Annotated in this window: 12 protein-coding genes; 3 read left to right on the top strand and 9 right to left on the bottom strand. The window is 69.3% G+C overall.

Annotated features, from left to right (window positions below; translation table 11 throughout):
- Positions 1-248: 248 nt before the first annotated feature.
- Entirely contained in the window at positions 249-1,292 is a 1,044-nt protein-coding gene (locus tag E8A74_RS32860; protein WP_170229555.1) for an alpha/beta hydrolase, read from the bottom strand.
- 170 nt (positions 1,293-1,462) lie between these two features.
- On the opposite strand from E8A74_RS32860, the gene E8A74_RS32850 reads away from it, so the two are divergent.
- Both E8A74_RS32850 and E8A74_RS32845 read left to right on the top strand, forming a co-directional pair.
- Positions 1,463-3,661 (top strand): FG-GAP-like repeat-containing protein, encoded by a 2,199-nt coding sequence (locus E8A74_RS32850; RefSeq protein ID WP_170229554.1) that lies wholly within the window; start codon positions 1,463-1,465, stop codon positions 3,659-3,661.
- A gap of 168 nt (positions 3,662-3,829) precedes the next feature.
- Positions 3,830-4,942 carry a M20/M25/M40 family metallo-hydrolase gene (locus tag E8A74_RS32845; protein ID WP_170229553.1) on the top strand — a complete coding sequence of 371 codons (1,113 nt, stop codon included), beginning with the start codon at positions 3,830-3,832 and terminating at the stop codon, positions 4,940-4,942.
- 32 nt (positions 4,943-4,974) lie between these two features.
- Here the strand turns inward: E8A74_RS32845 and E8A74_RS32840 are convergent, their stop codons facing one another.
- The 3 genes from E8A74_RS32840 to E8A74_RS32830 form a co-directional block, all read right to left on the bottom strand.
- Complete coding sequence (locus tag E8A74_RS32840; RefSeq protein ID WP_136933063.1) at positions 4,975-5,238, bottom strand: hypothetical protein; 264 nt, start codon at positions 5,236-5,238, stop codon at positions 4,975-4,977.
- A 169-nt stretch (positions 5,239-5,407) separates the two neighbouring features.
- Complete coding sequence (locus E8A74_RS32835) at positions 5,408-5,971, bottom strand: DJ-1 family glyoxalase III (protein WP_136933062.1); 564 nt, start codon at positions 5,969-5,971, stop codon at positions 5,408-5,410.
- A 31-nt stretch (positions 5,972-6,002) separates the two neighbouring features.
- On the bottom strand, positions 6,003-6,308 hold the full coding sequence (locus E8A74_RS32830) for an EthD family reductase (RefSeq protein ID WP_136933061.1): 306 nt from the start codon (positions 6,306-6,308) through the stop codon (positions 6,003-6,005).
- Between the two features lie 143 nt (positions 6,309-6,451).
- On the opposite strand from E8A74_RS32830, the gene E8A74_RS32825 reads away from it, so the two are divergent.
- Positions 6,452-7,243 carry a hypothetical protein gene (locus tag E8A74_RS32825; RefSeq protein ID WP_170229552.1) on the top strand — a complete coding sequence of 264 codons (792 nt, stop codon included), beginning with the start codon at positions 6,452-6,454 and terminating at the stop codon, positions 7,241-7,243.
- Positions 7,244-7,252: 9 nt separating this feature from the next.
- Here E8A74_RS32825 and E8A74_RS32820 read toward each other — a convergent pair whose 3' ends face one another.
- The 5 genes from E8A74_RS32820 to E8A74_RS32800 form a co-directional block, all read right to left on the bottom strand.
- Positions 7,253-9,460 (bottom strand): gluzincin family metallopeptidase, encoded by a 2,208-nt coding sequence (locus tag E8A74_RS32820; protein ID WP_211365496.1) that lies wholly within the window; start codon positions 9,458-9,460, stop codon positions 7,253-7,255.
- 64 nt (positions 9,461-9,524) lie between these two features.
- Positions 9,525-10,148, bottom strand: coding sequence for a hypothetical protein (locus E8A74_RS32815; RefSeq protein ID WP_136933059.1), 624 nt, complete (start codon positions 10,146-10,148; stop codon positions 9,525-9,527).
- Positions 10,149-10,260: 112 nt separating this feature from the next.
- Positions 10,261-11,220 carry an alpha/beta fold hydrolase gene (locus tag E8A74_RS32810; protein WP_136933058.1) on the bottom strand — a complete coding sequence of 320 codons (960 nt, stop codon included), beginning with the start codon at positions 11,218-11,220 and terminating at the stop codon, positions 10,261-10,263.
- A complete protein-coding gene (locus E8A74_RS32805) occupies positions 11,220-11,804 on the bottom strand; it encodes a 2-hydroxychromene-2-carboxylate isomerase (protein ID WP_136933057.1) in 585 nt (194 codons plus the stop codon). Before E8A74_RS32805 ends, E8A74_RS32810 begins: the two co-directional genes overlap by 1 nt.
- Before the next feature lie 59 nt (positions 11,805-11,863).
- The gene (locus E8A74_RS32800; protein WP_136933056.1) at positions 11,864-13,045 is read right to left on the bottom strand and encodes a rhomboid family intramembrane serine protease; all 1,182 of its coding nucleotides are present in this window, start codon (positions 13,043-13,045) and stop codon (positions 11,864-11,866) included.
- Positions 13,046-13,048: the final 3 nt, after the last annotated feature.

The raw sequence follows: 13,048 nt of genomic DNA, 5'->3' as shown, positions 1-13,048 counted from the left end.
CAGTTCTTCCCACAGGCCGTTGGGACCGCGTTACCGGCGGAACCGTCAGCGCTGCCGTCTTGGCTGGCGGGGTCGCTCGTGGTCTTGACTCGGCCCGTTCGATGAACTGCGCATCGCGCAGTTCATCGACCCTGGGTCCAGCGCCTCGCTGGTCCGGGTCCCGGGGCGGATAGCCCCGGGTGGGGCCTGGGGCAACGCCCCAGCGAAGCGCTTCCCAGAGGAGAGCGTTGGGGTGGGTAAACACCGTCTCAGAACAACTGCGGGAGGCCGGACGCCTGGCAAGCTGGGACGCGCTCGGAGAGCCAGTCGACGATGGCCGCGTTCGTCTCCGGCGCGTTTGTGTGGAGCATGAAGGAATGCCCGGCGTCGGGGACGACGTGGAGCGCCTTGTCCGCGGACAACGCGAAGAGGGCCAATTCCAGCTCGCCCACGGGCACCCCCAAGAGCGCCGGGGGGAAAAGAAGGTCATGCTCCGCGAGCACCAGCAGTACGGGCGCGGTGATGAGGCCCATGACCAGGCGCGAGGGCTGGGAGCTGATGGTGAGGATCTCGCCCGAAGGCGTGAGCTCGGCCATCGCCGTGTCGACGGCGACCACGGACGGATCTGCGTGGGAGAGATTGTACATGTACTCGGTCCGCTGTTCGACCGTCCCGCCGAAGTACACATGGTCGGACAGCGCGGCGCGCACGCTGTCGCCGGTGGTGAAGTCCGTCAAGATGCGCGGCGTGGGGACGTGCGTGTACCCGGTGGCGATGAGCACGTCGACACCCCCGAAGAGGGCTGCTGTCAGCTCGGCGATCTCGGTGCCTGCCGAATGGCCCATGAGCCCCACCCGCGAGAACGCCATGGGCAAGGACGGCAAGGGCGTCTGGTACAGGCCGGTCCGGAGCTGCGTCACGATCTGCGACGTCATCGCCGCGTAGGATTCCACCGTGAGGGTGTAGCCGTTCGGGTGATCCGAAGCACCATAACCCAGCTTATCGATGGCGATCGCCGGGAAGCCTTGGGACGCCAGGGCACGCGCGACCGAATAGGTGTCGGGTTCGAACGGGAAGTCCCACGCCCAGGCGCCGTACGAGAGCCCCGGGATGAGGAGCATCACCGACTTCCGACACTGGGTGTTCTTGGCGGGGAGATACAACGAGCCCCGCACCGTCCGGAGTGCACCGAGCTCCAGTGGATTCGTGACGGTGAAGGAGACGGGCCGTACGGCCACCGAGGGGGCGGCGAGCGCTGAGGCAGGCGTGGCAATCAGCAGGACCAGGGAGAAGAGGAGGACGAGAATGCGCATGACGAGCTCCTGAGGGTCAGAAAGACGGCTCCCCGCTACGGACGAGCACCGTGAACGGATCAAACGGCGACGCGGCGGGCTGGATCGGGGCCTCCGCGCGCGTGCGCGTGCGATCCGGGCTCGCACCATGAGACCAAGAGAATAGTCGATTTGTCGAAGGTCGAGTAGGCATGAAGCAAATTGTGGTCGACGCGGACGTCACGGCCCCGCCGAATCGTGTAGAGTCGGCGCGCCACGTGAGGAGGATACGGGTGACGAGCATTCATCTTGCACGAAGGGTCGGAGCGTCGTTCGTCGCGGCGAAGTCTATGGCGTTGTTCACGCTGACGGCCGCGGTCGCATGCGGCGGCACCGACGACACGACGCACACGACGGGAAGCGCGGCCGGCGGCATGGGCGGGGCCGGCGGTATGGGCGGGGCCGGCGGTATGGGTGGGGCCGGCGGTATGGGAGGCACGGGCGGCGCCGGCGGTATGGGAGGCACGGGCGGCGCCGGAGGTATGGGCGGCGCTGGAGGTATGGGCGGCGCTGGAGGTATGGGCGGCGCCGGTGGCATGGGCGGCATGGGTGGTGCCGGCGGCGCGATGGCCGATTTCTGCAGCGACCCTCCGCCCGCGGAGAGCGTCACGTCGGACGCGGCGTGTCAGTTCACGGCTCCGCCAGGCGAGCTCAATCCCGTCGTGAAATGGCGCAAGGATACATTCGCCATCGCCCCCGCGTACAACCAGGTCATCGTGACGCCGGTCGTCGGAAACCTCGACGACGACAACGGCGATGGCCAGATCGACGCGAAGGACATCCCCGACATCGTGTTCACCACGTATACGGGCTCCACGGGATGGTTCGGCGATGGATACCTTCGCGCAATCTCGGGCAAGGACGGCGCGGAGCTCTGGAGCGCGCCCGGCCCGCGGGGCGCCGCGGGTGTGGCCATCGGCGACGCGGATCGAAACGGCTCGCCCGAGGTGTACACGATCGACAAGGGGGGCCATCTGCTCGCATTCGACCACCAAGGGACGCCCCTCTGGAGTTGCCCCGCGGGCGTCGGCGCGTATGCGTATCCCGCCATCGCCGACGCCGACGGGACGGGGAACGCCGAGATCCTGGCGGGGAGCACCGTCTGCACCAGCGACGGGCAGGTGAGGGTGACGACGGCCCTCGCGCACGACTGGTATTTCGGGGCCCTCGACTTCCACAGCCCCACGTCGTTTTTCGTCGATCTGGATCAGGACGGGACGATGGAAATCGTGAGCGGCGCGGGTGTGAGCCGGCTCGACGGGTCGACGTTGTGGACAGGGCCGGGCGGACATGCCGCCGTGGCCAACTTCGACATCCCGGGCGCGGATCCAACCATGCCCGAGATCGTCGTCATTCATGCCGGCACGGTGTCCATCCTGCATCCGGGCGACGGTTCCACGTTATGGAGCCGCGCCGGGGTGCTCGGCGCCTACGGCGGCCCGCCGACCGTCGCCGATTTCGACGGAGATGGGAAGCCCGAGATCGGCGTCGCCGCGAGCGCGGTCTACGCGGTGCTGGATCCGGAGGAGGCGGACGGGGTCCTCTGGACGGCGCCGATCCAGGACAATACCTCGTTCGTCACGGGCTCGTCCGTCTTCGATTTCAATGGCGACAAGAAGGCGGAGGTGGTGTACGCGGACGAGCAGACCTTGTGGATCTTCGATGGATCCACGGGCGCCGTCGTCGCGCAGATGCCCGAGCACGTGAGCGCGACGTATCACGAATATCCCGTGATGGCCGACGTCGACGCCGACGGGCACGCGGACATCGTCCTCGCGTCCAACAACGGGTATTTCGCCGGGCCGTGGACGGGCATCACCGTGCTGTCGGGCGCCGGCAACGACTGGGCCACGGGCCGGCCCGTCTGGAACCAGCACGCCTACCACATCACGAACGTGGAGGACGATCTGCGTATCCCCGCGAAGGAGATGCCTCACTGGCTCGGGCGCAACTCGTTCCGCGAGGGCGGCTTCAGCGCGCTCGGCGCGCTCGTCGCGCCGGACCTCGTGCCCGTCGTCTTCGCGAGCTGCAGCGAGGGGTGCCCCGCGTCGGGGCGGCTCGTGTTCCGCGTGGAAAACCGAGGCGCCGGCGCCGCGCCGGTGGGGCTCTCCTGGGCCCTTCAAGGCGTGGCGCAAGACGGGACGAGGACCTTGCTCGCATCCGGCAAGCTCGACGAGCCGCTCGCGCCGGGTTGGTCCTCAAAACCCTTGGAATCGACCCTCGACGCCGCCGCGGCCGCCGGGTTCGTGAGCCTCGTGCTCTCGGTCGACGAGGACGGCGCCGGCAACGCCCTCGCGAGTGAATGCGTGGAGAACAACAACACGCTGACGCTCCCGGCGCTCTGCCCATGAACCGGCGCGGCGGCGCTCGCGTCGCGCTTTCGCCTGCGTCATGAAGTGACCGTCCGTACGCCGTTCCGAACGCCCAGGCCCCCGCGGGCGAGGCCGAGCTTGCCGTGGCTCCGCTCGTTCGAGCGCTTCGACTTGGAAGGGAGTGCGGGGATGGTAGGATGCTCGGCCATGGATCCCGCCGCCCTGCTCGCCGAGCTCATCCGACACCGCACCGACAACCCCGGGGGCGACGAGCCGTCGATCTGCCGCATGCTCTCCCGCGCGCTCGCCGAGCTCGGCGCGGACGAGGTCAGCGTCGTCGAGGTGCCGCGCGCCGAAGGCACGGGCGCGTACGTGGCCGCACGCTGGGGCGAGCCGCACACGATCATCAACGCGCACGTCGACACGGTGCCCGCGAACAGCGGATGGACCGTGGATCCGTGGGAAGGCGTGGTCACGGCCGATCGCGTGATCGGGCTCGGCGCGGCGGACACGAAGGGCGCGATCGCCGCGACGCTCGTCGCGCTCGAAGGCAAGAAGCCGCGCAACGTGGGCGTGGTCTTCTCCGGCGACGAGGAGCGGACGGGCACGTGCATCCGGCATTTCCTGGCGAGCCCGTGGGCCCAGGTCGTGAAGCGCGCCGTGGTCTGCGAGCCGACGGGACGCACGGTGGGCGTGCGGCACCGCGGCTGCGTGGCGCTCGCGGCCGAGGTGCTCGGGCGCGGGGGCCACTCGTCGGGCGCCGATCACATGCCGAAGCCGGTCGTCACGATGGCCCGGCTCGCGGTCGGGCTCGACGAGCTCGGGCGGCGCTGGCTCGATCGCGGGCCCGCCGACATGAAGGGGCTCTGCATGAACGTGGCCTCCATCGAGGGGGGCGTCGCGTTCAACGTGGTGCCGCACCGGGCCTCGCTCACGTTCTCGGTGCGGCCGCCGCCCGGGTTCGACGTGGCGGCCTTCGAGGCCGAGCTCGCGGCGCGCGCGCGCGCGGCGGGCGAGGGAATCGAGACGCGGACGGTGATCTCGATGTCGCCCTTCGAGACCCGCGACGTGGCGCCGTTCCGCGCGCTCCTCGGCTCGCTCCCCCGCGCCGAGTCGACGCTCCCGTTCTGGACCGAGGCCGCGCTCTTCTCCAGCGCGGGCATCGATTCCGTGGTGATCGGCCCCGGCGACATCGCGCAGGCGCATGCCCCGGACGAATTCGTGATGAAGAGTGATCTCGAATGGGCCGTGGAAGTCTTCAGCCAGGTGATCGCGCGCGCGTCCGGGGGTGTGGGGGGCGGCGCCCCCCGCGTTGATTGACGTGACGCTTGACGTGGCGCGGCATTCTCGGCTCAGCCGCCTTTCCGAAAATCGACGCGACGCACACGGGCGCCCTGCTTGAGGCGGATCCCGCTCTCGGGGACGGGCTCCTCGACAAATTCGTCCTGCCCGCGCGCCTCCGCCGCGGGAGAACCCCCCGGCCGGGCCGAGCGCCGCAGGCTCGTCGCTTCCTCGGGCGTCTCCGCGCCCATGCGGCCCGAGAGCCACAACTTCCCCGCGATTCCTGCGAGGACCACGGTGCCGAGGACAACGAGTTCGCCGTGCGGAAAGCCCATGGAAACACTCCTCCCGTCGCGCGGGGAGAGCACACGCGCGCCACGAATAGGACGCCGCCCAACCCCGATCAGGCGTGATCGGGGGCATTGTGCGGGGAACGTCCACTCTACGTCGTTCCACCGGCCTTTGCTACACATTTCTTGACAAGTTGGGTCGTGGCTCAATGCGTCACGAAAGGAGCATCATCGGCGCGCGGATCGCGTCGCGGGTGGTCACGCCGCAGAGCATCTCGACGAGGGTGAGGGCAAACCCAAAGGTCGTCCCCGGGCCTTGGCTCGTCACGAGAGACCCGTCGACGACGACGGCGTCCCCCTCGTGTTTGCCGTGCCGCGCGACGATCTCGCGCACGGAGGGATGGCACGTCATGCGGCGCCCCGCGAACACGCCATGCGCTGCGAGCGCGATCGGCGCCGCGCAAATGGCCGCGACGAGGCGGTCCGTTTCCGCCTGCGCGCGGAGGAGCGCGCCCACCTCGGGCGAGGCGGCGAGCCGATCGGCGCCGCCCTTGCCGCCGGGCAAAACGACGACGTCGAACGAGCCCGTCACGTCGGCGAGGGCCACGTCGGGCACGATACGGACGCCACGGCTGCAACGGACCGGCGATACGCCGTCGATCCCGGCCAGGACGACCTCGACCGAGGCGCGGCGGAGGACGTCGACGCTGATGGTGGCTTCCATTTCTTCGGCTCCTTCGGCGAGGAGGACGAGGGCGCGGGGCTCTTTCGGGTGCATGGTTCGAGAATGGGTCGCGGGGGGCCGCGTGTCAGCGGATCCGGCTGATTTGCACGGTGGGCTTCAAATCCGTGTAATGGGGCAAGTCCGCGTTGATCTCGCGGCCGTGCTGGGCCATGCCGCGCTGAAAATCCTCGATCGCGTCGAACGTCATGGACGCCATGACGACGAAGGGAGGGGGCGCGCCATTGCGGGGGAGGCCCTCGGCGACTTCGGCGCTCTTCAAGCCGAACGGCCCGAGCAACGACGTCACCATCGGCATGTGCTTGTGCACGTAGTAGTCGAGGTCGAAGCGCTTGCCCTCTTCGTGCGGGTACAGGATGGTGACGCGGTACATACGACGGCCTCCTCGGGTGGTCAGAATTCATACCACGGACGAGGGCGGCGCACGGCTGTTACGATGCGTTGACATGAGTCCGTCCGCCCGGATACGTTCGGGACTTCCCTGTGAGGGCACTCTCAGTGGAAGGAGAAAATAGAATGAATTTTCATCTGCGACGAATCTCGATCGTGGCCCCGATGCTCGTGATGCTTGCTTGCTTCGCCGGATGCGGAGAGGACAAGCCCGACGACACCAGCGGCAGCGGCGGCACCGCGGGCAGCGGCGCGTCCGGCGGCATGGGCGGCATGGGCGGCATGGGCGGCACGACCAGCAGCAGCGGCACCGGCGGCATGACCAGCAGCAGCAGCAGCGGCACCGGCGGCAGCGGCGGCGACGCTGGCCCCATGCAGCTCTGCAACGACGGCGAGGTCGTCGACGAGGTCGACGACACGAAGCGTTGCATCAACGTCACCAATCTGGTGAACGTCATCGAGGCGCCGGCCGGCGTGGTGTGGGCCGACCAGGAGGTCGACGTTTCGTCCGAATACTCGCCCGCGGGGGGGTATTCCGCGTCCCAGGCCCTCGGCGCGCCGAATGTCTATCCTGATGCCGGCGACGAGTCCAAGGCTTGGGCCACGCAGACCGAAGACAAAGACGGCGAGTTCTTGACCGTTGGGTTCTCGACTGCGGTGACGGGCGAAGCCGTCTGGATCTACGAGACGTTCAACCCGGGCGCCGTGAAGAAAGTCACGATCACCACCAGCGAAGGCGCCAAGGTGATTTACGACAATCCGGCGCCCAAGTCGATCGGGGCCTGCGCGCACATCCTCTCGGTGCCGACCCTGACCTGCGCAAAGATCTCCGCCGTGCGCATCGACCTCGACTCCAAGGCCGTGCTCGGCTTCAACGAGATCGACGCAGTCGGCATCCTACCGCCTCCCACGCCCTGACCGAGGCCGTTACGGCTTCCCCCCGAGCGCCTTCTCCGCCGCGCGGAGCAAGGGCCCTGCGCTGATCGCCTCCCCCGCCGCGTGTTTCATCCACAGGTCCGGCAGGACCGATCCATATTTCGCCATCCGCTCGAACTCCGGACCGAGCTTGCCTTGTTTCCGCACGTGCTCCTCGATCTGGAACGCAATGAGGTGCCCGAGCGGATAATCCGGCAAGTAGAGCGGCGTCGAGATCGCGTGTGAATAAATCGCCAACAACGCCGAATCCGGCGACCCGAGGTGCGGCGCGTAATACTGGTTCCAGTATTTCTTCGCGATCGTGACCGTGGCCTTGCCGAGCTCCTCGGCCGTCGCGTCCGGGTGCTCGTAGAGCCAGTGCCAGACGTCCGTCTCGACGAGCGCGACGCCCGCGATCTCCCACGCCGCCCACAGCTCGCCGAGCACCCGATCCCGCTCGGACTCGGCCGTCGTCTTCTGGAGGCCCAAGAGCTCCAGATCCCGCGCCTGGAACGTGAAGGCGAGCGCCTCGGTGAAGGCGTTGTTCGGCACGCCCGCGAGCAGCGTGTGGTCGACGTCGTAGAGCGACAAGACCTGCTCGACGTTGTGCCCGAGCTCGTGGACGGCGATGTTGTATCCCTTGTAGTTCATCCCGTCCTTCTCGATACGCGTCCGGAGGCGCGCCTTGTCCCCGCGGCGCCGCGGCTCCATCGCGTGTCCGGCGCCGCGCGAGGGATCCACCACGATCCGCTCGGCGATCGTCTTCGCTTGATCCTTCGGAAAACCAAGCGCCACGAGGATCCGCGGGATGTCGGCGGCAAACGCCTTCGCGTCGGGATATTTTTTGCGCGTGATCGCGTCGAGCTCGGCCTCCGTCTTGCCGCCACGCGCCTTGAAGCCCGCATACCAGAGATCCTGCGGCCCGAGCTTGCGGCCGAGCCGGCGCTCGATCTCGGCGGCGACCTTCGGGATCGTGCCCGAGCCGAGGATTTCGAGGAAGAGCGCGCGCACGCGGTCCTCGCCGATCTCGCGGCCGAGCTCGAAGCGACGCTTGATCGCGGTGTTCGCGATCGGCGAATACGGATCGGCCCGCCGGGAGGCGCGGAACGAGGTGAGGAGCTTTTGATACCGCACGAAGGGCTCGGGGCTCGCCGACACCGTCGTGATCGGCGCCCGTTTCGGCGCGGAGGGCTCGACGTCCGCGGCGGGCGCGAGGCGGACCTCGTTCGTGAACGGGTTCCAGTCGACCCGCGGGTCGTCGATGACCGCGGCCGGGATCGTCTGCGTGACGATCCGCTCCATCACCTGCACGATCGTCCGCTGCTTTTCGAGGCCCCGCGGATCGCCGTAATCCGCCTTGAGCTCGTCGCGCAGGTTCCAGTGGCTGATGAGCCGGAGCCCCGCCGGGAAGAGCCGCTCGCTCGGTTCGCCGCTTGGGGCTCCGGGTCGCCGTTCGGCGCCCTGCGCCCCAAACCCCTTCTCGTTCACAAGGTGGTGCATCCAGATGTTGTAATCGGAGATGTAAAGATCCCCCTCCGTGTTCGCGCGCGCGATGTCCTGGGCAATCTCGCCGGGAATGCGGACCGCGAAGCGCCCCGTGAGCCGCTCCTCGGCCCAGCGGCGCCGGCTCCAGCCTTCGCCCTCGGCGTTTTTCGTGGCGAGGTCCGAGAGCGGGAAATTGAGCAATGCGACGAACGCGATCCGGGACTTGAACAGATCCTCGTAGAGGTGCGCCGCGGGCTCGTAGCCCGCGAGCAGCGGATCGACCGGAAAGAGCGGCCCGGTATCCGTGTCCGTGGGGAAACGCAGCGCGCGCCCCATCTCGTGCAGGTGCCCTTCGAGCTGCTCCATCAAGCCTTCGAGTCGGGCGAACGTGGCGTCGACCGCGGCCGGATCCGAGAGGAACTGCTCGCGCACGAACGTGGCGAACTCCCCGTCCTCCGCGCGCCAGAGGGACGCGACCTGCGCGAGGCCCCGCTTGATCCGGGGCCTCTGCGCCTCGCCATGCTTGCCGACGAGCTCCGTTTCGAGGGCGGTGAGGCCCGCGACGACCGTCGGCGCCGCGGCCGAGGCGGCGACGGCCGCGGGCTCGGACGAAGGTTTTGCGACGGCGGCCGGCGGCTCGGGGGCGCACGGCGGGGGCGCCGCGGGCCTCGGGGGTTCACCTCCGCAACCGGCGAGGAGGACGAGCGGGGCGAGGTGAGCGAGGGCGGAGCGCATGCGTACGCTCCAGACCAGAGGTCGACGGCGGCGTCAACCGGCGTTCGTCGCCGGTCGGGTCAGGTCAGGGAATACAAGCCGAGCTGCCGCCCGGCTCGAAGACAGGGCAGTAGGTGTCCGCCGTTTCGCAGAGGCCCGTACAGGTCTTGCAATGGATGCATTGATCGAGCGCCCGGAAGCGCGTGATCCCCTCCATGTCGAGGCCCGCCTCCTGGCAAAACCATGTGCAGCAGGCCCCGGCCTGGGTGGTGTCGCAAGGGCCCGGGCCGTTCGGGGTGCTGGAATGCTGGCAGTGGTAGATGCTGACGCAGGTCTTCCAGGCCATGCAGGCGTCGAACTCGGCCTGGCACTCGTTCGCGGGCGCGCCCGTCTCGGCCGTGCATTCCTCGCAGCTCGCATAAGTGCCGCCGCCCGCGCCGCCCGTGCCTCCGCCCGCGCCGCCCGAGCCGGCCATCACGCCGCCGCCAGAGCCGGCCATCATGCCGCCGCCCGCACCCCCGGCGCCGCCCGTGCCCATGCCTCCGCCCGTGCCCCCCGTGCCCCCGGAGCCGCCGCTCGACGTGGTGCTGCCCGCGCCGGAGCCCCCGGAGCCGCCCGCGCCGCCGCCGTTCACCTCACTGCCGCAGCCGACGACGCCGAGCGACACGCTCGCCAGCACGAACCCCCAAAAAGACCACGATGATTTCATCCGCATGCCTCCCTTCACCTTCCGATGGTTGGTGCGCAAACGAAGCGCAGGGCGGAGCGTACACGGTTTTGCGCGCGGAGAGCCCGCGCAGGCCCGGCGGGAAGGGCGGCCGTCAGCCGCCGAGCGAGGCGCCCGCGCGCTCGGGGTCCTCGGCGGCGCGGAGGAAGGGCAGGATGGTCTCGACCATCCGATCGGGCGAGTCGACGTGGGAGAAATGCGACGTGCCTTCGAGGTATCGAAGCTCGGAGCCCCGCGCGAGGCGGTGGAGGGCTTCCCCCACGCGGGGCGAGACCACCGGATCCTTCCGGGCGTACACGAAGAGCAGCGGCACGGGGAAGGGCGCGCGGCCGAGCTCGTCGACGAAGGCATGGAAGCCCGCGGGCGCGAGCGTCTCGTGCAGCGATTTCGTGAAGCACGCGAGCCCCGCGTCCGTGGCGAGCGGCGCGCCGTACTCGTCGAGCTCCTCGCGCGATTTGAGCCGTTCGTCGTGGTAATGGACGTTCCGGTACACCCAGCGGCGCGGGTCGCGCTGCACGAGGTAACGAAGAAGCGCGCGGCCCGCGCCCGTCGAGAGCATGGCCCGCAGCGCCACGTACCGCGGCTCCGGCGTGCCCGGCGCGTGGTTCACGACGAGGCGCGAGACGGCCGCTGGATCCTCCAAGGCGAGGTGCATCGCCACGTACCCGCCGAGCGAGTTGCCCATGACGGCGCACCCGCGGATGCCGAGCGCCTGCTGGAGCTCGGCGAGGAACGTGCCAAAGCTCCGCGGCGAAAAGTCCGCCCGTGTCGGTTTGTCGGAACGGCCGGCGCCGGGCAGGTCGGGCGCGAAGACACGGAAGAACCGGCCGAGGGGCTCGAGCACGTACCGGAACGAGTAACTCGACGTCATGAGCCCGTGCACGAGCAGGAGCGGCGGGCCCGAGCCCACGACACGGACGTGCACGCCGACGTCGCCGAAGATGCGGGAAGACACCTGCACGCGGCGCGCCTCGGCGCGGTGGTAGCCGTGCGGGATGCGCGGCAGCGCGGGGAGCGCCTCGTAGGGGAGCCGTTCGAAGGGTCGGAGCGCCATCAGCCTTTCAGCGCTTCCTCGACGAAGTGGAGCCGATCGTTGCCCCAGAAGAGCTCGTCCCCGACGAACATCGCAGGCGCGCCGAACGCGCCGCGCGTGATGGCCTCGTCGGTGTCCGCGCGGAGCCGATCCTTGATCGCGGGCGTCTCGATCGCGGCGAGCGCGGCCTCGGCGTCGAGGCCCACGCCGCGCGCGAGCTCGGCGAGCGTCTCGGGGCTCGCGATGTCCCGATCCTCCGCCCACATGGCGCGGAAGGTGGCCTGCGAGAACGCCTCGGCTTTGCCTTGCTCCGCGGCGACGTGGACCATGCGCATGGCCTTGATCGTGTTCGAGGGGAAGTGGCTGGAGAAGCGGAAGGGCACACCGTAGTGCCGCGCCCAGCGATCGAGGTCCTTGAAGAGGTACGCGCCCTTCGTGGGGATCTTGGCCGGCATGTCGTTGCCCGCGGCCTTGAAGACGGCGAAGAGCACGAAGGGGCGGTACGCGATCGTCGCGCCGACACGCGCCGCGAGGGCCGGGAGCTGCGTGGCGGCGAGGTAGCTGTACGGGGACGAGAAGTCGAAAAAGAAGTCGACGGTCTTCAAGGGGCGGCCTCCGGGAAACGACGAGTGTAGGGGCGATGAATCGCGCAGAGAAGGGGCGTTCACGGGCCCGCGTCGCGTTCGATCCCCGCGTCGACGTCGAAGGATGGCTCCGCAGGGCCGTTGCCAGGGTCCACGTGGAGGGCCACGGCGCGCGCGCGGAGCCGCCCGGCCTCCTCGTGACGGCCGAGCTCTTCGTAGGTGCGGCTCAGGCTGTAGAGCGAGAACGCGTCGTCGCCGTCGAGCGCGAGCACCTCTTCGTAGAGGCGTATGGCTTCGTCGTGCTTGCCGTCCGCCTGCGCCGCGTCGGCGCGGGAGCGCTTCGTGTCGACGAGCGTGCGCTTCATGCCCGTGTTCTCGGGCGCGAGCGCGACGGCCTGCGTGTACGCGCGCGTCGCGTCGTCGAGCTTGCCCTTGCGCGCGTACGCGATGCCGAGGTTGTACCAGAAGGTCGCGCTCTTCGGGCTCACCTCGAGCGCCTTCTCGTACCGCGAGATGGCCTCGTCGAAGTTCCCCGCGTCGAACGCCTCGTAAGCGAGGCGCGCGCTGTCGCCGCCTCCGTCCTTCGAGACGTTGACGCGCGGGCGGAGCACGGTCGCGCCCGCGCCCGAGGCCGCGACGACGAGCAAGACCCCGAGCCCCGCTCCGGCGCGCACCGAAGCGCGTCGACGCGCGACCCGCAGGCCCCCCGTGATCACGAGCCCCATGAGCACGCCGAGCAGCGCGCCCACGCCGTGCGCCACGTTCGCGACGGGCAAGACGTCGAAGACGGTCGTCGCGATGCAGAAGAAGAACCAGACGATGAAGAGCTGCGTCGAGCGCGCGTCCACGGTGCCGCGCATGCGCGCGTCCGCGCGATCGAGCACCCACGCGAGGCCGAAGAGGCCGTAGACCACGCCGGACAGGCCGATCCCGCCGACGAAGGCCGCGTACTCGGCCGCCGCCGATCCCGCGGCGAAGAGGAGCACGAGGCCGAGCAAGCGGAACGATCCGAAGCGCTCCTCCAGCATCGTCCCTAGGACCCAGAGCCAGGCGATGTTGAAAACCAAGTGCAACGCATTGGCGTGCGGCAAGGCGCTCGTGACGAGGCGCCACGGCTCGCCCTCGAACGCGCGCACGTTCATCACGAGCGGCTGGATCGATCGACCCGACGCGTCGAGCACCGTGACGAAGAGGGCGAGCATCGCCACGCCGGCGGTGATCGGAAAACGCACGAACTCGGAGACGGGCGGCGGCTTCTTCAAGGC

It is taken from the genome of Polyangium fumosum, assembly GCF_005144585.1.
In the GTDB taxonomy this organism is placed as follows: domain Bacteria; phylum Myxococcota_A; class Polyangia; order Polyangiales; family Polyangiaceae; genus Polyangium; species Polyangium fumosum.
The sequence above is the reverse complement of the archived record's forward strand: the minus strand, read 5'-3'. Positions and strand labels throughout refer to the sequence as shown.

Excerpts from the sequence above, each read along its gene's own strand:
- E8A74_RS32845 (WP_170229553.1), top strand. The coding sequence starts at position 3,830 with ATGGATCCCGCCGCCCTGCTCGCCGAGCTCATCCGACACCGCACCGAC.
- E8A74_RS32830 (WP_136933061.1), bottom strand. The coding sequence starts at position 6,308 with ATGTACCGCGTCACCATCCTGTACCCGCACGAAGAGGGCAAGCGCTTC.
- E8A74_RS32815 (WP_136933059.1), bottom strand. The coding sequence starts at position 10,148 with ATGAAATCATCGTGGTCTTTTTGGGGGTTCGTGCTGGCGAGCGTGTCG.
- E8A74_RS32860 (WP_170229555.1), bottom strand. The coding sequence starts at position 1,292 with ATGCGCATTCTCGTCCTCCTCTTCTCCCTGGTCCTGCTGATTGCCACG.
- E8A74_RS32820 (WP_211365496.1), bottom strand. The coding sequence starts at position 9,460 with ATGCGCTCCGCCCTCGCTCACCTCGCCCCGCTCGTCCTCCTCGCCGGT.
- E8A74_RS32835 (WP_136933062.1), bottom strand. The coding sequence starts at position 5,971 with ATGCACCCGAAAGAGCCCCGCGCCCTCGTCCTCCTCGCCGAAGGAGCC.
- E8A74_RS32810 (WP_136933058.1), bottom strand. The coding sequence starts at position 11,220 with ATGGCGCTCCGACCCTTCGAACGGCTCCCCTACGAGGCGCTCCCCGCG.
- E8A74_RS32850 (WP_170229554.1), top strand. The coding sequence starts at position 1,463 with ATGAAGCAAATTGTGGTCGACGCGGACGTCACGGCCCCGCCGAATCGT.
- E8A74_RS32825 (WP_170229552.1), top strand. The coding sequence starts at position 6,452 with ATGAATTTTCATCTGCGACGAATCTCGATCGTGGCCCCGATGCTCGTG.
- E8A74_RS32840 (WP_136933063.1), bottom strand. The coding sequence starts at position 5,238 with ATGGGCTTTCCGCACGGCGAACTCGTTGTCCTCGGCACCGTGGTCCTC.